At 39.5% G+C, this 22,228-nt stretch carries 24 protein-coding genes and 3 pseudogenes; 20 read left to right on the top strand and 7 right to left on the bottom strand.

Features of this window, described 5'->3' with window-relative positions; all coding sequences use genetic code 11:
* The first annotated feature begins 526 nt into the window (after window positions 1-526).
* The 12 genes from GNT69_RS24860 (at window position 527) to GNT69_RS24805 (ending at window position 10,539) form a co-directional block, all read left to right on the top strand.
* Window positions 527-1,312, top strand: coding sequence for a PdaC/SigV domain-containing protein (locus tag GNT69_RS24860; RefSeq protein ID WP_203557671.1), 786 nt, complete (start codon window positions 527-529; stop codon window positions 1,310-1,312).
* Window positions 1,313-1,441: 129 nt separating this feature from the next.
* Window positions 1,442-3,253, top strand: coding sequence for a LysM peptidoglycan-binding domain-containing protein (locus GNT69_RS24855; protein ID WP_203557670.1), 1,812 nt, complete (start codon window positions 1,442-1,444; stop codon window positions 3,251-3,253).
* A 326-nt stretch (window positions 3,254-3,579) separates the two neighbouring features.
* Window positions 3,580-3,882 (top strand): urease subunit gamma, encoded by a 303-nt coding sequence (locus GNT69_RS24850; protein WP_203557669.1) that lies wholly within the window; start codon window positions 3,580-3,582, stop codon window positions 3,880-3,882.
* A gap of 16 nt (window positions 3,883-3,898) precedes the next feature.
* On the top strand, window positions 3,899-4,222 hold the full coding sequence (locus GNT69_RS24845; RefSeq protein ID WP_203557668.1) for an urease subunit beta: 324 nt from the start codon (window positions 3,899-3,901) through the stop codon (window positions 4,220-4,222).
* A complete protein-coding gene (gene ureC / locus GNT69_RS24840; RefSeq protein WP_203557667.1) occupies window positions 4,219-5,931 on the top strand; it encodes an urease subunit alpha in 1,713 nt (570 codons plus the stop codon). Before GNT69_RS24845 ends, ureC begins: the two co-directional genes overlap by 4 nt.
* 10 nt (window positions 5,932-5,941) lie before the next feature.
* Complete coding sequence (gene ureE / locus GNT69_RS24835; protein WP_203557666.1) at window positions 5,942-6,397, top strand: urease accessory protein UreE; 456 nt, start codon at window positions 5,942-5,944, stop codon at window positions 6,395-6,397.
* Window positions 6,390-7,076, top strand: a complete 687-nt coding sequence (locus tag GNT69_RS24830) for an urease accessory protein UreF (RefSeq protein WP_203557665.1) — start codon at window positions 6,390-6,392, stop codon at window positions 7,074-7,076. Before ureE ends, GNT69_RS24830 begins: the two co-directional genes overlap by 8 nt.
* A gap of 39 nt (window positions 7,077-7,115) precedes the next feature.
* Window positions 7,116-7,727, top strand: coding sequence for an urease accessory protein UreG (ureG, locus tag GNT69_RS24825; RefSeq protein ID WP_203557664.1), 612 nt, complete (start codon window positions 7,116-7,118; stop codon window positions 7,725-7,727).
* 1 nt (window position 7,728) lies between these two features.
* Window positions 7,729-8,553: an urease accessory protein UreD gene (locus tag GNT69_RS24820; RefSeq protein ID WP_203557663.1), complete on the top strand. Its 825-nt coding sequence runs from the start codon at window positions 7,729-7,731 to the stop codon at window positions 8,551-8,553.
* A gap of 109 nt (window positions 8,554-8,662) precedes the next feature.
* Complete coding sequence (locus GNT69_RS24815) at window positions 8,663-9,139, top strand: hypothetical protein (protein WP_203557662.1); 477 nt, start codon at window positions 8,663-8,665, stop codon at window positions 9,137-9,139.
* A 40-nt stretch (window positions 9,140-9,179) separates the two neighbouring features.
* Window positions 9,180-9,338 (top strand): hypothetical protein, encoded by a 159-nt coding sequence (locus tag GNT69_RS24810; protein ID WP_203557661.1) that lies wholly within the window; start codon window positions 9,180-9,182, stop codon window positions 9,336-9,338.
* Between the two features lie 205 nt (window positions 9,339-9,543).
* The gene (locus tag GNT69_RS24805; RefSeq protein WP_203557660.1) at window positions 9,544-10,539 is read left to right on the top strand and encodes a DoxX family membrane protein; all 996 of its coding nucleotides are present in this window, start codon (window positions 9,544-9,546) and stop codon (window positions 10,537-10,539) included.
* Between the two features lie 123 nt (window positions 10,540-10,662).
* Here the strand turns inward: GNT69_RS24805 and yppF are convergent, their stop codons facing one another.
* Both yppF and GNT69_RS26370 read right to left on the bottom strand, forming a co-directional pair.
* The gene (gene yppF, locus GNT69_RS24800) at window positions 10,663-10,845 is read right to left on the bottom strand and encodes a YppF family protein (protein ID WP_239094464.1); all 183 of its coding nucleotides are present in this window, start codon (window positions 10,843-10,845) and stop codon (window positions 10,663-10,665) included.
* Between the two features lie 227 nt (window positions 10,846-11,072).
* A pseudogene (locus tag GNT69_RS26370) lies at window positions 11,073-11,291 on the bottom strand (aldo/keto reductase); the annotation flags it as partial.
* 361 nt (window positions 11,292-11,652) lie between these two features.
* Between GNT69_RS26370 and GNT69_RS24790 the strand changes: the two are divergent.
* Complete coding sequence (locus GNT69_RS24790; protein WP_343206561.1) at window positions 11,653-12,429, top strand: SDR family NAD(P)-dependent oxidoreductase; 777 nt, start codon at window positions 11,653-11,655, stop codon at window positions 12,427-12,429.
* A 338-nt stretch (window positions 12,430-12,767) separates the two neighbouring features.
* Here GNT69_RS24790 and GNT69_RS24785 read toward each other — a convergent pair whose 3' ends face one another.
* The 4 genes from GNT69_RS24785 to GNT69_RS24770 all read right to left on the bottom strand — a co-directional run bounded on the left by GNT69_RS24785 (window position 12,768) and on the right by GNT69_RS24770 (window position 16,767).
* Window positions 12,768-14,375, bottom strand: coding sequence for a DUF4179 domain-containing protein (locus tag GNT69_RS24785; protein ID WP_203557657.1), 1,608 nt, complete (start codon window positions 14,373-14,375; stop codon window positions 12,768-12,770).
* The gene (locus GNT69_RS24780; protein WP_203557656.1) at window positions 14,353-14,910 is read right to left on the bottom strand and encodes an RNA polymerase sigma factor; all 558 of its coding nucleotides are present in this window, start codon (window positions 14,908-14,910) and stop codon (window positions 14,353-14,355) included. The genes GNT69_RS24785 and GNT69_RS24780 overlap by 23 nt, the downstream gene beginning before the upstream one ends.
* A 207-nt stretch (window positions 14,911-15,117) precedes the next feature.
* A complete protein-coding gene (locus GNT69_RS24775; RefSeq protein WP_203557655.1) occupies window positions 15,118-15,990 on the bottom strand; it encodes a putative RNA methyltransferase in 873 nt (290 codons plus the stop codon).
* A gap of 180 nt (window positions 15,991-16,170) precedes the next feature.
* Complete coding sequence (locus GNT69_RS24770; protein ID WP_203557654.1) at window positions 16,171-16,767, bottom strand: NADPH-dependent FMN reductase; 597 nt, start codon at window positions 16,765-16,767, stop codon at window positions 16,171-16,173.
* Between the two features lie 739 nt (window positions 16,768-17,506).
* Between GNT69_RS24770 and GNT69_RS24765 the strand changes: the two genes are divergently transcribed.
* A complete protein-coding gene (locus tag GNT69_RS24765; RefSeq protein WP_203557653.1) occupies window positions 17,507-18,016 on the top strand; it encodes a DoxX family protein in 510 nt (169 codons plus the stop codon).
* A gap of 245 nt (window positions 18,017-18,261) precedes the next feature.
* On the opposite strand, the pseudogene GNT69_RS24760 reads toward GNT69_RS24765, so the two are convergent.
* Window positions 18,262-18,553 (bottom strand): annotated as a pseudogene (locus tag GNT69_RS24760) (winged helix-turn-helix transcriptional regulator).
* A 57-nt stretch (window positions 18,554-18,610) separates the two neighbouring features.
* On the opposite strand from GNT69_RS24760, the gene GNT69_RS24755 reads away from it, so the two are divergent.
* The 6 genes and pseudogenes from GNT69_RS24755 to tnpB form a co-directional block, all read left to right on the top strand.
* The gene (locus GNT69_RS24755; protein WP_203557652.1) at window positions 18,611-18,802 is read left to right on the top strand and encodes a hypothetical protein; all 192 of its coding nucleotides are present in this window, start codon (window positions 18,611-18,613) and stop codon (window positions 18,800-18,802) included.
* 339 nt (window positions 18,803-19,141) lie between these two features.
* Entirely contained in the window at window positions 19,142-19,267 is a 126-nt protein-coding gene (locus GNT69_RS25960; protein WP_275411287.1) for a hypothetical protein, read from the top strand.
* Window positions 19,268-19,297: 30 nt separating this feature from the next.
* Window positions 19,298-19,627, top strand: coding sequence for a hypothetical protein (locus GNT69_RS24750; protein WP_203557651.1), 330 nt, complete (start codon window positions 19,298-19,300; stop codon window positions 19,625-19,627).
* 100 nt (window positions 19,628-19,727) lie between these two features.
* Window positions 19,728-19,850, top strand: a pseudogene (locus GNT69_RS26365) (DUF896 domain-containing protein); the annotation flags it as partial.
* A gap of 24 nt (window positions 19,851-19,874) precedes the next feature.
* Complete coding sequence (gene mnmA / locus GNT69_RS24740; protein ID WP_203557650.1) at window positions 19,875-20,990, top strand: tRNA 2-thiouridine(34) synthase MnmA; 1,116 nt, start codon at window positions 19,875-19,877, stop codon at window positions 20,988-20,990.
* Between the two features lie 282 nt (window positions 20,991-21,272).
* A partial coding sequence (gene tnpB / locus GNT69_RS24735; protein ID WP_203557649.1) for an IS200/IS605 family element RNA-guided endonuclease TnpB occupies window positions 21,273-22,228 on the top strand: 956 nt, incomplete at its 3' end.

The following is a 22,228-nucleotide window of genomic DNA, read 5'->3' as shown; positions in this document are numbered from 1 at the left end:
TTTCTCTTGTAGATATTTACAATGAACATCATCCCCAACGGGGATAATCATGGAGGAGCCGTATGCGATGACCCGCACGTACGGTTCTGTGAGAGGCGCATGAAATTTTCATGCGCCTACTCTATTTTGCATGGTTGTCTGTGTTCATTGTTGATTTTCGTGTAGGTATAAGAATTTATAGGCGGAGAATTTCCGCTTAATGTATCTCTTGGGGGCTTAATTAGCAGATATAAGCGGAGATAATCCGGTTAACTGCTCTAAATAAGACAAAATCAAAAGATTTAGATCATATAACCGGAAAAACTCCCTTTATTTTTAGGGAAATTAGGGTATTTCCCAATTTAAGCGGATTTTTTCCGTTTATTTTTCAAACACAGTGAAATCAACATGCAGTTATAACAGCATTTATAAAGAATATGGGAAGAGCAATGTTGTTAGTACGATTTGATTATTTTCGGTTTGGAGGAAAGTTCACAAACTTTTCGTGTATGTTAAATAAAACGGTTTGAGGAGTGGTGAATTGAAAATGAATAAAAAATTGATAGGAAAAGCATTATTGGTTATTTTTACATTGATCTTGTCCGCATGTAATGGCGGGGAACGTGCTGACATTGAAGAAGATAAAGTGGAAGAGAATAAGTCTCAGCCGGTTGTTGTTGAACAAAAATTGGTGCAGTCGGAATATCAACTCGTAACAGAGACATATTCTAGAGAAAATGTGAAAGTAGAGTATCCGCAAATCGTTTACTTAAAAGATGAAGGAAAACAACAAGAAATAAATGAATTCATAAAAAAAGAGGCACTTGCACATTTTCTAGAGACAATGCAGTCAATAGAGCCTGACCAAAAATATGAGGCTGATGGAGAATATGAAGTGAAGTTAAAGAATGATAAAATTTTAAGTATTGCCTATAAGAGTTATAACAATATTAGCCCATCTGCCCATCCGTATCATTTGTTTTCCACAACAAATATTGATGTAAACACAGGTAAAAAACTATTTTTAACTGATTTTGTGTCCACTATTGATAAGGAATTTATAAACCTAATAAAAACAGCAAAATATGTTGGCGAAATTGAATCTGAATTTGAACAACAAATTAGAGAACAAGCATTTGGATTGTATGACAGTGATGAAAAATTAATTTCAGCGCTGTCTAGTAGTAAAGAAGGTGTGAATGGGATTTATGCGTATGCAACAGAAAACACCCTTGGAATTAGTATGCCAGTCGCTCATGTAGCAGGGGGGCATGCGGAGTTTGAGATTGATATTAGTGAATTAAAAGAAGCTGGTCACGTGGATTGGAATTAGAGGAAAATTAGTTGCTAGCTAGCTTAAAAACGAACGTGTGTTCACTTGTCGGCCCCCCGACGAAGAAACGCTTTACTTCACTGGGGGACTGACCACAATGTCCCTAAACTATAGAGCGGAGGTTTCTTCATGCAGTTCTTTTATATCGTCCGTCAAGGTGATACAGTTTCTCAGATTGCTAAGCGCTGGGAGCTGCCGATCGATTCCTTAATTGCCGCGAACCGTTTAGTCCCGCCTTATACGATTTATGTCGGTCAACAGCTTTCAGTACCTCCTGGGGTTGATGTCATAAACGTAAAGGCAGGGGATACGGTTTATAAAATTTCTCAAGCTTATAGTGTCCCACCAGCTGTGATTATCCAAGCCAATCGGCTACAACCGCCATATATGTTAAACATCGGACAGCTGTTAACCGTTCCTCCTGGTGTTCCTTATTATGTCGTCCAACCTGGTGATACCTTATTTGAAATCGCCAGAAGATTTAATGTCACAACTGGAGGACAAAGCAATTTTGAATTGATTCGAGAAGCCAATCGGCTGCCATCTTATACGATTTATCCTGGGATGAGACTGATGATTCCTTATGCCCCACCTGGGGAGAACGGGTTAATTGCCTATATTTCAAATCGTGGTGGGGAGTTTGACTTATGGTTTTATAACCCGGGAAATGGCGTTAATCGACAAGTTACATTTGGTTTAGGTGAAAGTTATTCTGTTCCCTTTTGGTCACCGGATTCTAGTAAAATTGCGTTTGTTGGTAAAAATGGAATTCTTTATGTCGTGTCGCTTCTTACCAATACAGTTGCCCAAATCGATCAGTTTTCAGAGGGGCTCGGTGTTTTCCTTGATTGGTCCCCAGACAGCCAGAAACTTGTTTACTTCAACCGCAATACAATCATCCTATACAATACCGGTACACACGAAGCACAAATCATCAACGAATCGAATGCGAGCGATGTCCAATGGTTCCCAAATGGAATAGAATTACTCTATCAAGCACCCGATCGAAACGGAGTTAGTCAGCTATTCCGAATTAGAATCGATGGAACGGAAAAGGTGCAAATTACCCAAAACACAGGTGGGCGTTATAATCATGTTCGTCTTAGCCCTGATGGGAACTATGTGTTATACACCACCCCAGGAGTAAGCATCTCGCTTATTTTCACTATAGATCTTTCTACCGGAAATCTCTTTGAAGTGAAGGGCGGACCGCTTGCGAAAAATTACTTTCCGACATGGTCGCCGAATTCACAAGATATTGCTTTTAGTGCTACCGCTTTTGAAGACAGAGGCAATTTTTCTTTGATCAAAACGACCGGAAGGCACGGAGACAACGAGCGAACAAGAGCGATCTCCGATTGCTTTGCAACTCCTGTTACATGGTCTCCAGACGGGAGAAAACTAGCCTATCTTTCAGGCTGTAAATCAAACGGGCAGGCAAGTGAGATTTGGATGCTCAATCTGACTCATCCAGTTCCAATCCGATTAGTAGCTGGAGGAACCATCACAGCACTTGAATGGTCGCCAGCGCCGTCCCCTAATTTGAATCGATACACGAATCCTACTTTTAAAGTCAGTTTCCAATATCCAGCTCATTGGGTAAGAGTAACGGACGAACGCTATGAAGGCAGTGATGGCTTCTTTCAAATCGGAGCGATTTCATCTGAGGACCCAATTAACACCGTGTGCCACAATGAAGCCTTTCAGCAACTCTTGCCATACGGCACACAGCCACGTATCGTAACAACAAAAGTTCAAAATCAAGAAGCATGCTATATCTTTCCATCAAAAGACCAACCTCCTGAAATGAACAATCAAGCAGCTCTCATCGCTCGCTATCCAACGCCAGTTGTGATTGGCGGAACGAGCTATCAATACTTTATCTTGTGGGCGGATCAGGGGCATGTAACGGAAATAGCGGGATCATTGGTGTTTTTATGATCCCTATTCGCCATAATTTGTCTTTACTGTAAAAATGCTGAAACGAGGTTTTTGGGTCAGTCCCCCGACGAAGTAACGCTTTACTTCACTGGGGGACTGACCCCTTTTTTCCCTTTTTCCTTCCTTTTTCCTCCTTTTTCCCTAGACAGAAAACGCGATACATTAAGCTTCACCATTAATATTTTATAGGCTAAATATTCCTTTTGAGAGGTTAAGTTCATGCCTCAAGGGGAAAAATCTATAAAGGATCTATGATCTGTAGTGAAGGCCCCTTTTTTCCAAAAAGGGAGTTTTTTTATTGGATGAAAAGATAAGGGGGGGTAATCATGCATTTATCGCCGCGAGAAATGGACAAGCTCATGATTGTAGTGGCTGCGGATCTTGCAAGGCGCCGGAAGGATCGAGGATTAAAATTAAATTATCCAGAAGCTGTTGCCCTAATTACCTATGAGGTAGTGGAAGGGGCAAGGGATGGGAAAACGGTTGCCGAACTGATGGAATACGGTGCGACTATTTTGTCTCGAGAAGACGTAATGGATGGGATTCCTGAAATGATTGATGATATTCAGGTGGAAGCGACGTTTCCAGATGGAACAAAATTGGTGACTGTCCATAACCCAATACGATGAACAGGAGGACTGCAATATGTTACCAGGAGAATATATTTTAAAAGACGATGATATTGTTTGTAATGAAGGTAGGGAAGTCTTTACGATTTCCGTTACGAACATAGGTGACCGCCCAGTCCAGGTCGGATCCCATTTTCATTTCTACGAAGCGAATCATGCCCTCCAGTTTAATCGGGAAGAAGCCTATGGAAAGCGGCTAAATATTCCTGCAGGAGCAGCCATTCGTTTTGAGCCTGGAGATGAAAAGGAAATCCAGCTGATTGATTTTGCAGGTGAACGCCGAGTATACGGGTTCAACAATAAAGTAGATGGCTCATTAGAAAGTAGGGATGATTCATGAGTTTTAAGATGTCCAGAAAACAATATGCTGAAATGTTTGGACCAACAACCGGTGATTCCATCCGCCTTGCTGACACAAATCTCTTTATTCAAATTGAGAAGGATTTTACGACCTATGGAGAAGAAGTTGTGTTTGGCGGCGGCAAAGTCATTCGCGATGGCATGGGCCAGCATCCGCTTGCTACTCGCGGGGATGGCGTGGCAGATACGGTGATTACCAATGTTGTTATTTTAGATTACACGGGGATTTATAAAGCCGATCTAGCCATTCGTGATGGAAAAATTTCTGGAATCGGGAAAAGCGGCAACCCGCTTATTACCGATAATGTAGATATTATCATTGGTGCTTCAACGGAAGTGATTGCCGGAGAAGGCTTGATTGTGACAGCGGGCGCCATTGATACACACATTCACTTTATTAACCCTGAACAGGTTGTGGTCGCACTAACATCTGGTACAACCACGTTAATTGGCGGCGGGACAGGCCCGGCAGCTGGATCGCGGGCAACAACTGTCACTCCAGGTGAGTGGAATATACAGCGCATGCTGGCAGCTGCTGAAGGTCTTCCGATTAATGTTGGATTTTCAGGCAAAGGCCATGCGGCGTCTACTGAACCTTTGGCTGAGCAAGTGAAAGCTGGAGCGATTGGTCTTAAAGTTCATGAAGACTGGGGTGCTACTGGCTCATCTCTTGACTACGCTCTCCGGGTAGCGGAAGAATATGATATTCAAGTTGCCCTCCATGCAGATACATTAAATGAAAGTGGTTTTATGGAAGCTACGATGGCTGCGGTGAAGGATAGGGTTCTCCACATGTATCATACAGAAGGTGCAGGTGGCGGACATGCTCCCGATTTAATTAAGTCAGCCAGCTACCATAATATTTTACCTTCATCCACAAACCCTACCTTACCTTATACAGTTAATACGATTGATGAACATCTTGATATGGTGATGGTTTGTCACCATTTAAATCCTTCTGTTCCTGAAGACATTGCGTTTGCAGATTCAAGAATCAGAAGGGAAACGATCGCAGCAGAAGACATCCTTCAAGATATGGGTGTGTTCAGTATGGTCAGCTCCGATTCTCAGGCAATGGGGCGTGTCGGAGAAGTGATTCTCCGCAGTTGGCAGGTAGCAGATAAAATGAAAAAGCAACGAGGACTCATGCAAGGTGACAGCAAATATGCCGATAACAACCGGGCGAAGCGCTATATTGCCAAATACACCATTAACCCTGCTATTACCCATGGAATTTCCAACTATATAGGGTCAATTGAAGTTGGAAAAATCGCTGACCTCGTCCTCTGGTCTCCGAAATTCTTTGGTGTGAAACCGGAAATGGTGTTGAAAAATGGAATGGTTGTTACAGCTTTAATGGGCGATGCAAATGCTTCGATCCCTACGCCCCAGCCATATATTTATCGTCCGATGTTTGCTCAATATGGGAAAGCGTTGGCAAAAAGTTCGATTACGTTCCTTTCTCAAGCGGCTTATGATGATGGGGTTCATGAAAAGCTTGGACTTGAGAGAATGATTCTTCCAGTTGGCGGCATTCGAACCCTATCCAAGAAGGATATGAAGTTAAATGACCAAACACCAGAAATTACGGTAGATCCGCAAACATACGAAGTAAGGGTAAATGGTGAGTTGCTGACATGTGAGCCGGTAGACACTGTGCCAATGGGGCAGCGATATTTCCTATTCTGAGGTGAAAACATTGATTATTGAAAAGATTGTTACGAACATCGAACAGATGGATAAAAGTGAAATCGAAAAACGTCATATAGAAAAAGTGTATCTAGAAAGCGAACATTTAGTGAAACGAATCCAGCGGGTAAAAACAGACCATGGCAGGGAACTTGGAATTCGCTTAAAAGAACAACGTGATCTATTAGCAGGCGATGTTTTATTTATGGATGATAAAGATGTGATTGTCATTGATGTGTTGGCAGATGATCTTCTTGTCATCAGCCCTAGAGATTTAAAAGAGATGGGAACGATTGCTCACCAGCTGGGCAATCGTCACATGCCGGCACAGTTTGAGGGAGAGGACATACTCGTTCAATATGATTATTTGGTAGAAGAGCTATTAAACGAACTTAATATTCCTTTTAAACATGAAGAGCGCAAGGTGAAACAAGCATTCCGTCATATAGGACACAGTCATGGATGAAAAAATGCTCTCTTTGTTCCAACTCTGTGATTCCAACTTTCCTACTGGAGCTTTTAGTCATTCGTTCGGGTTGGAAACCTATATACAAGCTGGGAAGGTAACCGATCAGGAGACATTTTTCCAGTGGCTGAAAGTGTATTTGCATGAACAGCTCATCTACACAGATGGGCTTGCATGCCGACTTGTTTATGATGCGCTCATGAACACGGAACCTTCGCAAATTTGGAAGCTGGATCAATTGTTGACGGTTCAAAACTTGCCGAGGGAAACGCGGGAAGGCACACAAATGATCGGAGAACGAATGCTAAAACTGACTGATACATTATACGGGATGCCGATCCTCTCACAATACAGAGAAGAAATTAAGAATAAAAACGCGTTCGGCCATCCAGCGATTGTTTTTTCGATGGTTGGCCATGGCTTTCGGGTAACAAAAACAAACAGTATTCTATCCTATTTGTACTCTGCAATTACTAGTCAAGTGCAAAATGCAGTCCGAGCGATCCCACTAGGCCAAACAGCCGGACAGATGATTATTCATCAATGTATCCCCGAATTATCTCAGGCAGTGGATAAAATTTTGCAGATGCCCGAGGATGACTTTGGAATTGTGTCCCCAGGGTTAGAGTTAGCACAAATGAAGCATGAACGAGTTAATATTCGTATTTTTATGTCTTAGGATTATTTTGATATTAAGTAAAGAAAGAAGGATTTAATCATGGAACCAATTAAAATTGGTGTTGGCGGACCTGTTGGAGCAGGGAAGACGATGCTTGTCGAAAAAATCACCCGCCATCTTGAGGGCGAAGTGAGTATGGCCGTTGTGACAAATGATATTTATACGAAAGAAGATGCAAAGTTTTTAATGCAAAACGGTGTGCTTCCTGAAGATCGAATCATTGGTGTCGAAACAGGAGGATGCCCTCATACCGCGATTCGTGAAGATGCATCGATGAATTTTGCAGCCATTGATGAATTAGTGAGACGCCATCCTGACGTAGAACTCCTATTTGTTGAAAGCGGTGGTGACAATCTCGCAGCAACCTTCAGCCCTGAGCTCGTCGATTTCTCCATTTATATTATCGATGTCGCACAAGGAGAAAAAATTCCCCGCAAAGGCGGACAGGGAATGATTAAATCGGATCTGTTCGTCATCAATAAAACAGACTTGGCTCCATTTGTTGGCGCCAGCCTGGAGGTTATGGAAAAGGATACGAAAGTCTTTCGCGGGGATAAGCCGTTTGTGTTTACAAATTTAAAGAGTAATGAAGGACTGGATGAAGTCATCAATTGGATTAAGAAACACGCATTATTAAAAGGGTTAGAGTAAGATGTCAGAGTGGACAGGTTTTTTGTCTTTGGCCCTTGAAAACCGCAAAGGGAAAACGGTTGCCAAAAGGGCGTATTTTCAAGGTGCATTCAAGGTCATGCGCCCCATTTACCACGATGATTCAGGTCAGGTGTGCTACTATCTTCTTAATCCAGGCGGCGGCTACCTAGACGGAGACCGATACAGAATGGAGGTTTCCCTTGATGAAGGGGCGGCGGCCACTTTAACCACGCAATCGGCTACAAAAGTATATAAAACGCCAAAAAGTCTAGCGTATCAAGAGACAGAGATTACTCTTAAGAAAGGCAGTATCCTGGAATACTTGCCGGATCCGCTAATTGCTTATAAGGATGCCCATTATAAGCAGAAAAATGTGGTTGTCATGGAAACAGGCGCTACGTTTCTTTATACAGATATTCTCACCCCAGGTTGGTCTCCAGATGGGGGTAAATTCAGCTATGATACGATTCAATTGATGAATGAGATTTATTTGGATGGCAAGCTTGGAGTGTATGATCATATTAAGTTAGCACCGGAACAGCAAGTTCTCTCTGGAATGGGATTTATGGAAGGCTATACCCATTTAGGGTCGATGATTGTTGTCGGCGAAGGGACAAGTAATCGTCTTTTAGATGAGCTATATGAAATTATTCAAACCGAAGAGGCGGATTTTAACTTTGGACTGTCGCGGCTTGCAGTGCCAGGCTTTAGTATCCGTATTCTTGCAAACTCGACCCAGCTCATTGAACGCATTTTCGCCAATTGCCATAAGCTCATTAAACAAACATGGTTTCAGACGACACCAAGCCCATTAAGAAAATATTAAAACTGTTAAGGCCCGGTAACAAAAGGTTAGCGGACCTTTCCTTGCGAGTAAGGATGGTTTAGTATAGTCTAATGTGTGAATTTTAATGCTTTATCGAGGGAGGCACAGTATGTCTGAAGAAAATGTAAAACCCGAAATTAAAGATTTTGAAGTAGAAACCGTATTTGAGGACCGTGTTCATGAGCGTTACGCATTTACTCTTAAAGTGGATGGAAATGAATTTAAGGGTCATTTTTATGAAGATGAGATTCAATGGCTTCATCCTCAGCCGCAACAAATGATTGGGGAAAATGAAATAACAGTAATTGAAAATTCCGTCTATGATTTAATGAGACAGAATGGTCTTTCCAGCGGGATTCAGGACTTTGAATTGAAACCAGCATTTGAAGATCGGATCCACGAACGCCAACAGTTTACATTGCAAGTTCAGGGAGAGGAATTTAAAGGCTTTGTGCACGATGGGGAAATTCAATGGTTCCATCCCCATCCCCAGCAGAAGCTTGATGATGAGCATGTTCAAGTCATTGAATCAGAGATCCATGATAAATTGGCGGAAGAAGAAGAGAATCTCGATGATCAAAAATGAAAAAATATAGATAAAATGACTACAAAAAGGAGGTCTTTGTTTGAAGACCTTCTTTTCTTGTTGTTTAGGAAAGTATAAAATGTTCAAGGTGTGGATAATTGGAATCGTTATTTGCATCCAGCTCCAGCGCCTAGCCCCTCCAGCGCTTGTCGGGGCTGACCAAGGCGCTTCTGCTTTTGTTCTATTATGGGGAAATTAATAATGCCTGCGACAACATTAATTTGTTTTATTTATGTATCTCCTTAAATAATAAACGTAGTTAACTCTCTTAGGAGGGTGGATTGGTAAATTTTTTTGTGATAATTTTCACAAAATATTCAATTCTTCTCTGAATAGAAATCTCTTTTGTAAGTTATATTATTACTACGTTTATGTTGTTAACTACAAACGAAGGGGAATTTATGATGAAGAAATTATTTTCTATTTTCTTATTTATTGGCTTGATGATGACTCCATTTTTTACACAAGCTCATGTGAAGTGGTTCACAGAAGTGGAGCCGCAAAAAGAATCCATTGAACAGATTTTATCACCGCTCTTTATGTCTTTAGCCTTAATGGCTGCGATTGTTATTGCACTGCTGCCACTATTGATTCCAAAGATTGCTGAGTGGAAGATCATGAAGAAGTGGGACAATCAATTGTCAGGACTACGAAAATATTCTAGGTATTTTCTAAAATACGGTACAGCCATTGCGTTGTTTATTCAAGTAATCAATGGTACGTTGTTTGCTCCTGAGCTAGCCATTCACGATTCCTTTGCTGTCATTTTAGCGTGGGTAGCGATTGGATGTTTGCTCATTCCGAACCATATCGCTACAAAAGCAGGTTCTGTGCTTCTGTTGGGATTATTTGTTTATATGACAAGTCACTATGGGATTTTTTATATGCTCGATTATGGGTTTTATTTGGCGATTATTGGTGTCTTGCTTGTTGGGAAGACAAGATTTGAAAAGGTTGGTTTTCCATTTTTATATTTAGGAACAGGTTTATCATTATGCTGGGTAGCGATTGAAAAATGGGTTTATCCAAGTATGTCGTTGGATATCGTTGTCAATCATCAAGTCCCCACCTTTGGTTTTGATCCAGCCACCTTTATCACGATGGCTGCATATATTGAGTTTGTCGTAGGCTACTTGCTTGTCGTTGGGGTTTTAAATCGAGTGCTTGGATTAGTTGTAACAGTTATCTTTGTAATGACAACGATGCTGTTTGGCATGACGGAAGTAATTGGGCATTTTATGATTCATATTGTATTAATCATCTTTGTGATTGAAGGAGTATCCTTTTATAATCCACCGATTAAGATGCATAAAACAAAACTAGACCAGTTTATCTTTATCTTTCTCAATTTCATCTTTGTGTTAGCCACCTTCGTCTTAATCTACTATCGTTTTGGATAATAGAATGACTGGAGTCTGACCTCCGCCAAAGTAAAACGTTCAACTGTGGGGACGAAGCCCATTTGTCCCTAAATAAAAAATAGTCTTCTCGATGAAGAAGACTATTTTTTATTCAATTTACTTTTAAAAATAAAAGACAGGCTTTTCAGCATTTTGTTTGTCTAATTCGGAAAAAATCATCTTGTATTCTACTATCGATAGTTGACCAGAAATGTATGCTTTTTGAAGAAAGTCGAGTAGTTCATTGATATGTGATGGAGTGCATTCTTTTTCTAATTGGAATCGATCGATTAAGTTTTTCAACATCATATCCTCCTCAATGGCCGAACCATCCTTTTATTACTACCAAAAAAAGTATAACATGTGATCTTCTTAATGATTGTTTTTTAAAAATTCAAACTAACGACAGTTTTTTACAATTATGGCACTGTTTTTTGTAAGTTGACTATTCTTTATGTCCTGTTCTTGCGGATTTGAATAGGATAGTGATTCTTTTTGTTTTTGTGGAAAAATGTCGATATAGGAAATTTGGGTCAGCCCCCCGATGAAGTAACGCATTCCTTCACTGGGGGACTTTTTTTCGTTTTTTCGCTATCTTCAATTAATGTTTTCAAATGATGAATATGAAACTTTGGTACTTCTATCGCTCGCACTACACCGTGTTTATAAAGCTTCTCTAGTGTTTTCCATGTAACAAGTAACTCTTGATTCCTTACTTTACTAGGCCAGTGAATTAAAAAAAAATCAAAATGATCTAACCTTAGTTATGTGAAATTCCGTACATAGTTATGGTTTCACACTTCATTCTTTCGAAGGAAGTACGAATAAAATGTTACAATTATGTGTCTTTGTATAATCTTTTTCGAGCAAAATTGTTAATATTCGTATATATATTAATTTTCTAATATTATAATTAACTTGTAGGAATTTTCCGCTAATATACTCTGGCAAAGGGTATTAAGTTGTGTAAACGCTTCAATATCATTGGACATTTCACTGTTTATAATCAAATTTTTTAAAGTGGGATTTGTAATGGAGAATCTCTGACTTTGAAAAATGACTGGTCTGAGTTTCGGATGTAGGTTGAAGATAATAAAAACATTGAAAGGATTGATGGTTTTGGCTAAATTAGATGAAAAAGTTGCAATAATTACTGGTGGTGCAGGTGGACTAGGGAAGGAAACAGCTAAATTATTCCTCCAAGAGGGTGCTAAAGTCCTAATCGTAGACTTATTTGATGAACCACTTTTAAATACGAAGGAAGAACTTAGTAAGTATGGAGAAATCATGACGGTTAAAGCGGATGTGTCACAAGAATCTGATGTCATCAATTATGTCAAAACAGCAATAAATCATTGGGGAAAAATAGATGTCTTCTTTAATAATGCCGGTATAGAAGGAAAACATTCTTCCTTTGTAGATACAACCGTTGAGAATTTTGATCAGGTTATGAGTGTTAATGTACGTGGCGTGTTCTTAGGAATAAAGCATGTGTTGGCGGTAATGATGGCTCAAAAATCCGGCAGCATTATCAATACTTCATCAGTAGCAGGACTTGCGGGTTGGGGGGGGATAACACCTTATGTCGCTTCAAAACATGCGGTAGTCGGCTTGACTAAAAATGCAGCATTGGAAGCAGCAAGTGCCAATGTGCGTGTGAACTCTATCCATCCATCGCCTGTTAACACTAGAATGATGCGCGCCGTTGAAGAAGGATTGATACCAGGTGGAGCAGAAGCAGCTAAGGAAGCAATAACTAAAGAAATTCCAATTGGTCGTTATGGTGAACCAATTGATATTGCTAATTTAGTTTTATTTCTTGCATCCGATGATAGCTCTTTTATTACCGGAACTCAGTATCGAATTGATGGGGGAATTGGGGCAAAATAAAGAAAAAACGCTTAACCTTTAAAAAAGTGAAAAATCCCTACCTTAATGGAAAGGTTGGGATTTTTCACTTTTTCATGTGAGTAGGGAAGTGAATTTTAAACAAGTCCATCTGCTAGAAAGTATTCTTTTAAACCTTGCAAACATTCTTACTCGACAGGAATTCCACCCGTTATATGTTACGACCTATGCTCACCCGCACGGACTGACCCCGTTCTTTCGTTCTTTTTGTTTTTTCAGAAAGTTTCCCGCTGTTCCCACATTGAGATGTCCTCTCAAACAGCTAAACGGTAAAGCGTCAACAACTCATGACTGAAGTCACGAGGGTTCTCGCCTATTACCTAAAACAGCGGCACACGCCATTCGTTCTCAAGCTCAATTGCCTCTGTTTCTGCAATTAAATGTAAGGTGATTTCTTTTGGTATCTCTTGTAATTCATAGGAGATGAGTCGAACCTCGCGTTTGAAGCGCCCTTGAGCATCGGTTTCATCTAATGTCGTACTACCGCTATTAAATGTGAAATAGCTTTCTCCGGACTCATCGTCAATCGTCCATACCGCCAACTCGGGTGCTTTTTGCTCTGCGTAGCCTGACATATGCAACTCGACCGTTACTTGGCGCTGAATAGGGATCCAGGATTTCTTTAGTGAATAATCGGTTTTGCGCTCGACATCATCTATTGTTAGCTCATAACCGTTGTATTCAAATGTATATGGCAGTTGATCTGGCTTAAATGTCACAGAGAAATCAGTCGTATTTGTTTTATAAACCGTATCGAGAACAAAGTACAGCTCTTCTCCCCCCTGATCTGGTACAAAGGAATCGTTCCACGTCATCTGCCTCATCTCTTCTTGTTTACCATCCCAGCTTCCTATACCACCAATCATATTTAAATTTACAGGATGTCCACGGTCTACTTTTCCATATATATTGTAATAACCAAGGATATCCCCTTGACTATTTTCAATCCGATAGCCGATCGTCGGGTGATACCGGAAGAATGTATTGACAATTTCTTGATTAAACTGCTGTTCTTTCTCCTCAATCGCGGCTTGCAATTTTTGTTTCGCTTCTTCAGTATATTCTGTGCTGTAAGAGAGATCGGTTGTCGAGGTTGAATAGCTTACTTGATTGAATGTTACTTCAATATCCTCAACTTCAATCGCTTCTCGAATTTCAACGATTTGCTGTTTCTCATAAGCTGCCGTTAAATCCACGGGTATTTCGACTAGCCAATTCCCAGTTTTACCAGCAATCTCTGTTGAAGAAATCCTAATGGTTCCTTTCGTAAACTGTTCCACATTCACTAAAGAAAATTCAAATATACCGTAATTATCGGTATTCCCCCAGCTCCAGTTCGCGAGTTCCACTTGCTCATTATTTTCATCTAGCAACGTCACGATCTGTTGCTCTCCGTCACCTTCGAAATAGGGATTAAGTTTTTTCCCTTTACTATCACTCACATAATAAGACAGCGCGATCCGTGATGTATCGGCAATTAGGTGCTCAACATGCAGCGTAATGCCAGCGTCTGTTACGGCAAGGTCAATAGGTGTAGCAATATCAGTGTCCATCGCGATTTGTAATCCTTCATCGACCTGTTCACTAGAGAAAATCCCACCGACTAATTCTGCAAAACTCGGATGTACAGTCATGATAATCCCACCTGCTAGCAGCACACTCGCTGCAGTACCAAGTCCCCATTTCCAACGTCGTTTCATTTTTGATTTGTACGGGGTTACTTTGGCCACAATGGCCTCAGCAAAATTATCTGGTAATACGGGTGATTTTAAGGTTTCCTCTAAAAAAGCCTTTTCGCTTATCAGCACTTCAAGTTGCTGCGCACAATTAGAACACGAGAGAATATGTTTTTGTATTTGTCTTGTTTCTTCCTCATCTAAAAATCCATCCACATAATCTAGCCATTTATCCTCGTTCGGACAGCTCATGAAAATACCCTCCCTCTTGTGCATGTCTGCGTAACTTTTTCTTGGCACGATGCAATTTATTCCTTACATCTGCTAATGAAATACGTAATGTTTCACTAATTTCTTCATAGCTTAATTCATTCGCATAACGGAGCAGCAAAATTAGTCGTTCTTCTTCTGGTAGCCTGGCGACAAGGCGCTCGAGCTCTCTACTTTTTTCTTTTTTTAAAAAGACAACTTCCGGTGATGTTTCGCTTACTAATTGATTTTCTTCTATTTGTATGAACTGAATCGTTTTTTTGCGAAACTGATCTAAACAATGATTGATTGCAACGCGGTATAACCAGCTTTTAAAGGAGCCTTTTTGCTCATATTTGCCAAGCTGTTCGTACACTTTAATAAAGGCTTCTTGCAATAAATCTTGTGCCGTTTGTGGGTTTCTTGTCATTCGTAAAATCGTCGCATACAGTTCATTTTTATACGCATTGATAATGTGCGTGTAGGCTTGCTTATCCCCCGCTAACACTAGTCGAACGTATTGAATGTCATCTTCCATGCCACCCCTCCTCTTCTGTTCACTTAGTAAAACGAGATTCACGTCCAAAAAATCTCACGCAAAAAAATAATTGATTAGATTTCACAAACAATCGTCATTCTTAGCCAGAAGTTTAAAGAAGTTAATACGTTTGCAAGCCTTTCCTAAGCACGTAATCCCATAGGGTGTGTGGCTCTTTTTACAGGAATGGTTTCAATAGAAACCCGCTTATATTTTCCTTCCAATTAAAATTTCTAAATCAATCGTGATCTGAGCCGAACCTTGATTAAGCAAAGGAACAATGGATTCTTCATTTGCATTCCAAGCAAGCGGAGACATTTGAACTAAATTCATTAACTCTGACTGACTTAACTGCTTTTGATAATTTAGGGTTAACTTATCTATTAAATGGAAGTTTTCTTTAAAAAGGTTTACAGTTTCATCATTCCTATAACTTTGCTTATCTGTCTGATCAAAAAGGATTTCCCGAAGTTCTTTTAAATAATTCGCACGTGGAACAACCTTTACGACCAGACCATTGGGAACGAGAATTCGCTTGAAATCCAGATAATTAGCTGGTGAAAGAATATTTAAGATGACATGGCATGATTGATTGGCCAATGGCGATTGCGCTAAATCACCCACCAACCAAATACATTCTCGATAATTCTTTGCCCCCATCATAATGCCTTCCTTTGCAATATCCAGGCCAACCCCCTGCATTTTATCATTTTCACTTCTCTGTAAAATCCGATGTAAATGCGAACCTTCACCACAGCCAGCATCAAAAATCATGATTGAATCATGATCTTCATTCACATATTTGTTCATTCCTTCTGAGACCTTTTCATGCAGCAAGTCATATAAATCACTTTCCATGATGATTTTCTTTCTCGCCTCAAATAAGCTTTTATCATAATGGCTATTTACAGAACGAGTCATCATGTTTATATAACCTTGTTTGGCAAAATCAAAGGTATGATTGTTGGAACATTTGAGACTTGTTGAATCCGTTACCTTCATCGGATTTTCGCAATACGGACATCTAAAGATATTCTCAAAGTTGCCTGACAATATCGCGCTTTTTTCTTTGTTCGTCATTTTTCCTCTTCCTTTCAAAAACTGAAAAATCACACGCAGATGCCTGTGATTGAACAAAATAACTTGTAAAAGTGTTCACTAGTAAAACTTAAAGCACATTCTTAGTCATTATCCAATAAAAATAGCCACATGTGCAAAAATTTATACACATGTGGCTTTTATAGTTAATTCATTCTAAAATTATTTGCGAATCGTAAATAATGCTTTTGACCAAGGGATTAATTGATCTAGCATTTGGTTAACTGAATCTGCTTGAACTTCTTTTGGTTTGAAGTCTGTACCATTTTCGAAATCAGTAAATAATGATAAAGCAGGGTGTACACGAACATCAGCTACTAATAATTCACCTAGGATTCCGCGTAAATGTTCAGCAGCACGTGCGCCACCTACTGAACCGTAAGATACGATTCCCGCTGCTTTATTGTTCCATTCATCACGAAGATAATCTAAAGCATTTTTAAGAGCACCTGTGATGGAGTGGTTGTATTCTTGGACGATGAATACGAAACCGTCTTGTTCTGCGATTACTTTAGACCATGCCTCTGCCCCTGAAGCATCTCCGCCTTCTTCACCTAATAATGGTAATTTGAAGTCGGCGATATCGATAATTGTGTAGTTTGCATCCCCACGTTTGTCAGCTATTTCTTTTACCCATGCACCTACTTGTGGACTTACACGTCCTTCTCGAGTTGAACCTAAAATGATACCTATGTTTAATGTTGCCATTGTTTTTTCCTCCTTTTTTTCAGTTCCAAATAATTTATTTAAGAATCCCATTTAATGGTGTACCCCCTCAACAAGTATGCTTTCCAAATCGTACATAAATGAAGATTTATTCATCACTTATGCTTTGTAACAAAATAAAAAATACGAAACTTTAAATGCCGAAATTATCTTGATTTAACTTATTTTCAATTCGAGATAAATTTAACATATATCCGCAATGAGTGTCAACACTTTATTATGATTTATTGCTGCAGTTTCCTGGGGGACCGTGTTTTCTGTGGCACATTCAGCATTTAAACAATGCGGTATTGAAGGAAAACATTCTTATTTTGTAATTAAAAATAAATCTAAATATTCTAACCCTAGTTTATTCATACTTTCATCAAAAGAACGAAGTGTAAATCATAACTATTACCGGAATTTCACAACTTTGTTACAAAAAACGTTTTAAATGATGTAACAATACTTGAAGTCCCACTAGCAATCTCATTTGTATGAGCTTAAATAGCTAAGGAAAACCTACGGATCATAGTAACTGTCTTGTCGTTTTATAGCACCATTTTCATTAACTTAAAGCCTCCTATACTACCGGAAAGGACGTAATTAAGTTTGCCGTTGACTAATTTAATAGGTAAAAATAATAACCATTGTTTTAAGTTCAAGAAAAGTTCAAAATTTTATCACGAAAATGTGAATTAACTCAAAAAACAATAGTATCTTCATTTGAAAATGATAATCTTTAATTGTTAATAGACATTATAAAACTTGATTATAAAAGGGAGAGATTAAAATGTTTGGTAAATTGTTAAGAGAGAATAGTATTGTTGCAGGTATTTTAACACTTTTCAGAATATATTTAGGATGGGCTTGGATGACAGCTGGTTGGGGTAAAATCACTGGTGGATTTAATGCAGGTGGGTTCTTACAAGGTGCTGTAGCGAACCCAGTAATGAAAGGGGAAGCTCTTGTTTATCCCGGTTGGGTATCATTCCTAGAAAGCTTTGCTATACCAAATGCAGGTTTGTTTAGTTTCCTAGTTGCTTGGGGAGAATTCCTAGTAGGTTTAGGACTTATTCTTGGATGCTTAACAACAGCAGCTGCTTTCTTTGCTCTAGTAATGAACTTTTCATTCTTATTCTCTGGTACAATTTCTACTAACCCGATGAATATTTTGATGGGAGTATTTATCGCAGCAGCAGGCTACAATGCAGGTAAATTTGGTTTAGATCGCTATGTATTGCCATTCCTTCGCAAGTTAGTCAACAAAGGCAAGACTGAAAAAGGACATTCTGTAGCGTAAATTAAATAAACATACAAGGAGCAGTGGGAGATAATCCTGCTGCTCTTTTTATATGGGAAAAATTAAGTGTTCCACAAAGATAGATCAGATAGCTAAAATTAGAGGCCCTGGAGTGAAAAATGAAGTACCGGTCTTTTCGCTATTCTAAAATGGCTATGTGTTCTCCCGCATGACACTGTACGTTATTTTTTCGTCTATTTATTGTTATTATGCTCTCCCCATTGGCACATTTCCTGGATAATCGGTCAGAGTGTTTTTCCTTTTTCTGTAAGGTTGTATTCGACCTTCGGGGGAATTTGTGGATATTCCTTCCGATGACTTAAACCATCATTTTGCATTTCCTTTAATGTAGAACTTAATGTTTTATAGGTTATTTTACCAAGCATGCGCTGAAGTTCATTATAGCGGACTGTACCGTTTTTTGATAATTGGTAAATAATGAGCAGTTTCCATTTGCCGCTTAATCGAGAGGGTGTAGCCAAAAAATGGTTCCTGGCTATCAGAAATCTCGTCTTTGCTATCAGAAACATCATTCAGTATCTAGTAAAAAACAGAGATAAAAAAGTTCTCTTTCTAGAATTAGGCGTCGGAAAAATGACACCGATGTTTATTAAAGAGCCGTTCTGGAATATGACTTACAGTTGGCGGGAGGCATTCTATATTTCGATTAATCCTAAAGATGCAATGGTACCTCCAGCGTTAAGGAAAAAAGGACTTGCGATTAACGAAGACATTGCACATGTATTTCAGGATGCTGTGAAAGAGAAGGAAAAAATCGGTCAATGATTAGCAAGGGGAAAATACGAATCTCGAAAAAGTTGCTAGGAACAGACCTAGACACAAAGTCAATCATTAACTGGAGGATGAATAATGATGTTATCACAAAGTACTGCGAGATGTTCGTGCTGAACAGCAAAATGAGAGGGAAAAAAGGTGCGGTTTGACGAACCAAAAAATAGATGGGCCAATTAGGACAAGTACTGTTTGATCTGGCATTAAAATTAGAAAGGGTGGGGAATCAAATGGAAGAGAAATATGATAAGGTTTTAAGGAAAATGGCAGAGGCGGACTGCATTGTAATCGGCGCTAGTAACGGACTTTCCATCTCGGAAGGAATTCATCTCTTTGCGGACGATTCCTCGAGGCAGCGAGCTTTATATCCCAGATGCGATTGTCGCTAAATCGATTGGGATCGACGGCAATATTGCGGAAGTGTTGCAGCAATTGGTGCAATTGAAATCAGCTCATTAGAGTCTATTAGTAAACAGAGGAGATAAAAAGATGTTTCTAGCAAATATTCTGGATGAACCTGTTTGCCGATCAATCAAAAGACCTTATGAACGATGGTACAATTTCATGGAAGAAAAAATAGAGTTTTGGCTACCGGATAGTGAATGGCATACGAAAGCCCATTGTGCTCGCGTACTACTTTTGGCCCTTCTGATCGGACAGCAAAAAGGCCTTAGTGATGATGAAATGAAGAAATTAGCAATTGCGGCTGTTTTCCATGATTCTCGCCGCCTTGATGATGGGATTGATAAGGGACATGGCAGTCTTGCGGCAGAGTATTACAAAGACTATTGTCGTAAGTATGTTTTATCCTATGGGTGAAAAATATGATTGACTTTTTACAACGAATTAATGAACTAGCGAAAAAACAGCGTCAAGTAGGTTAACCAATGCTGAAAAGGTCGAACAGCAAGCGCTCCGAGAAGATTACCTGCGTACCATACGCGGACAAGTTCTCCATACTTTTTCAGGAATGAGGGTGCTGGATTCGCTTGGAATTGATGTAACACCCGAAAAAGTCCGTCAATTAAAAACAAGAGATTAATAGAAAGAGAGGAGGGAAAAACAATTGGAAAAAGCACCAAAAGACACACGTGTCGTTGTCGGAATGTCAGGCGGAGTCGACTCTTCCGTTACGGCACTACTTTTAAAAGAGCAAGGCTATGACGTGATCGGAATTTTCATGAAAAACTGGGATGATACAGACGAGTTTGGTGTTTGTACGGCGACTGAAGACTACGAGGACGTGATTCGCGTCTGCAATCAACTCGGAATTCCTTATTATGCCGTAAATTTTGAAAAGCAGTATTGGGACAAGGTATTCACCTATTTCTTGGATGAATATAAGGCGGGAAGAACACCAAATCCTGATGTGGTCTGCAATAAGGAAATCAAATTCAAGGCCTTTTTGAATCATGCGATGAGCCTTGGGGCGGATTATGTGGCGACAGGGCATTATGCACGTGTGGTCAGAGAAAATGGGGAAGTTTACCTGTTAAGAGGGAAAGACGACAATAAGGATCAGACTTACTTCCTTAATCAATTAACAGCGGAGCAGTTAAGAAAGGTATTATTCCCGTTAGGCGATATGGAAAAATCAAAAATAAGGGAATTAGCGGCCGAAGCGAATTTAGCGACAGCATCCAAAAAAGACTCTACAGGCATTTGTTTTATTGGTGAACGGAATTTTAAAGAGTTCTTAAGCGGGTATTTGCCTGCTCAAAAAGGGAATATTAAAACACTCGACGGCCAAGTTGTCGGACAACATGATGGATTAATGTATTATACAATCGGTCAAAGGCGTGGATTGGGGATTGGAGGAGACGGGGATCCATGGTTTGTCATCGGAAAGGATCTTGAAAGGAATGTATTATATGTTGGACAAGGCTTTCACCATGAAATGCTCTACTCAGACAGGATCATCGCTGATCATGTAAGCTGGATTCGAGAGGGAGATTTACCTGATACTTTTGAATGTACGGCAAAATTTCGCTATCGCCAATCGGACAATAAAGTTACGGTAATAGTGTTGGATAATTCAAAAGTGAACGTTATTTTCCACGAACCGATTCGTGCCATAACGCCTGGACAAGCAGTTGTCTTTTATCAAGGAGAAGAGTGCCTCGGTGGAGGGACGATCAGCCAGGTGTATCGTGATGACAAATCGTTAACGTATGTAGGGTAAAGAAAAGGCTGAAATTTAGGGTCCCCCAATGAAGTAACAATTAAACTTTTGCCACGATTTATGAATTAACCGAGAACACTCGTGACTTCAGTCATGAGATGAATCAATCGGCTTCGGACAAGGGATGGCTATTTGCCATCTCAATTCTCCGACTGATTGAGTGCTACATGTAAGTAATTAAGAACGAGCACCAAAATTGCACACCAGCCTCATAAACACAGGAACGTATGTTTGCAAATCCCTCTAGAGAATGGTATAATTAACCTAACGAGGGGTGAAACCATGATCGCAAACAAAGCCTATAAATTTCGCATCTATCCCACTAAAAAGCAGACTGAACTTATCAATAAAACGATTGGGTGTTCAAGATTCGTTTTTAACTTCTTTTTAGGGAGACAAAAAGAGAAAGATGCTTATTGGTCTATCGTTGAGGAAATGGTCCAAAAAGGTCAGCTACCAGCGAATAACTGGAAAGGTAAGTGTTTAAATAAATACGACACGGTCAAATCTCTCCCTGAATTAAAGAAACACTATGAGTTTTTAAAAGAGGTCGATAGTATTGCCTTGCAAAAATCAGTAGAAAATTTAGCTGATTCCTATGAACGTTACTACAAGAAACAAAATAAGCAACCACGTTTCAAATCTAAAAAGAATCCTGTTCAGACTTATACAACAAAATATACGAATGGAAATATTGCAGTAATAGATAATTACATCAAACTCCCAAAACTGGGACTTGTTCGTTATGCTAAAAGTCGTGAAGTTGAAGGTAGAATTTTAAATGTTACCGTTAGACGAAACCCTTCTGGAAAATATTTTGTTTCGATATTAACTGAAACACGGGTTCAAGAATTACCGAAAACAGGGTCAGCTATTGGCATAGATGTTGGATTAATTGATTTTGCTATTCTTTCGGATGGGACAATCTATTCGAATCCAAAGTTTTTTCGAACTTTGGAAGAAAAGTTAGCTAAAGCACAAAGGATTATGAGTAGACGCACAAAAGGTGGTGCAAATTGGCATAAAGCTAGACTCAAAGTAGCTCATATCCATGAAAAAATTGCTAATGCACGAAAAGATTACTTAGATAAAATCTCTACTAAGATTGTCAAGAACCACGACATAATCGGAATAGAAGATTTGTCAGTAAGTAATATGCTCAAAAATCACAACCTAGCAAAGGCAATTAGTGAAGCATCGTGGTCAAAATTCAAATCAATGCTTGAGTACAAAGCAAA

The organism is Bacillus sp. B15-48 (assembly GCF_016879755.1).
Classification (GTDB): Bacteria; Bacillota; Bacilli; order Bacillales; family Cytobacillaceae; genus Mesobacillus_B.
Note: the sequence above shows the minus strand (reverse complement) of the source record. Positions and strands in the feature narration are given on the sequence as shown.

Bases quoted from the DNA above. Each gene is read 5' to 3' on its own strand.
- ureG (WP_203557664.1), top strand. From the start codon at position 7,116: ATGGAACCAATTAAAATTGGTGTTGGCGGACCTGTTGGAGCAGGGAAG.
- GNT69_RS24770 (WP_203557654.1), bottom strand. From the start codon at position 16,767: ATGGGATTCTTAAATAAATTATTTGGAACTGAAAAAAAGGAGGAAAAA.
- GNT69_RS24790 (WP_343206561.1), top strand. From the start codon at position 11,653: ATGGTTTTGGCTAAATTAGATGAAAAAGTTGCAATAATTACTGGTGGT.
- GNT69_RS24750 (WP_203557651.1), top strand. From the start codon at position 19,298: ATGTTTCTAGCAAATATTCTGGATGAACCTGTTTGCCGATCAATCAAA.
- GNT69_RS24850 (WP_203557669.1), top strand. From the start codon at position 3,580: ATGCATTTATCGCCGCGAGAAATGGACAAGCTCATGATTGTAGTGGCT.
- GNT69_RS24855 (WP_203557670.1), top strand. From the start codon at position 1,442: ATGCAGTTCTTTTATATCGTCCGTCAAGGTGATACAGTTTCTCAGATT.
- GNT69_RS24780 (WP_203557656.1), bottom strand. From the start codon at position 14,910: ATGGAAGATGACATTCAATACGTTCGACTAGTGTTAGCGGGGGATAAG.
- GNT69_RS24860 (WP_203557671.1), top strand. From the start codon at position 527: ATGAATAAAAAATTGATAGGAAAAGCATTATTGGTTATTTTTACATTG.
- GNT69_RS24815 (WP_203557662.1), top strand. From the start codon at position 8,663: ATGTCTGAAGAAAATGTAAAACCCGAAATTAAAGATTTTGAAGTAGAA.
- ureC (WP_203557667.1), top strand. From the start codon at position 4,219: ATGAGTTTTAAGATGTCCAGAAAACAATATGCTGAAATGTTTGGACCA.
- GNT69_RS24765 (WP_203557653.1), top strand. From the start codon at position 17,507: ATGTTTGGTAAATTGTTAAGAGAGAATAGTATTGTTGCAGGTATTTTA.
- GNT69_RS24775 (WP_203557655.1), bottom strand. From the start codon at position 15,990: ATGACGAACAAAGAAAAAAGCGCGATATTGTCAGGCAACTTTGAGAAT.
- GNT69_RS24755 (WP_203557652.1), top strand. From the start codon at position 18,611: ATGACACCGATGTTTATTAAAGAGCCGTTCTGGAATATGACTTACAGT.
- yppF (WP_239094464.1), bottom strand. From the start codon at position 10,845: ATGTTGAAAAACTTAATCGATCGATTCCAATTAGAAAAAGAATGCACT.
- GNT69_RS24845 (WP_203557668.1), top strand. From the start codon at position 3,899: ATGTTACCAGGAGAATATATTTTAAAAGACGATGATATTGTTTGTAAT.
- GNT69_RS24830 (WP_203557665.1), top strand. From the start codon at position 6,390: ATGGATGAAAAAATGCTCTCTTTGTTCCAACTCTGTGATTCCAACTTT.
- GNT69_RS24805 (WP_203557660.1), top strand. From the start codon at position 9,544: ATGAAGAAATTATTTTCTATTTTCTTATTTATTGGCTTGATGATGACT.
- GNT69_RS24785 (WP_203557657.1), bottom strand. From the start codon at position 14,375: ATGAGCTGTCCGAACGAGGATAAATGGCTAGATTATGTGGATGGATTT.
- GNT69_RS24820 (WP_203557663.1), top strand. From the start codon at position 7,729: ATGTCAGAGTGGACAGGTTTTTTGTCTTTGGCCCTTGAAAACCGCAAA.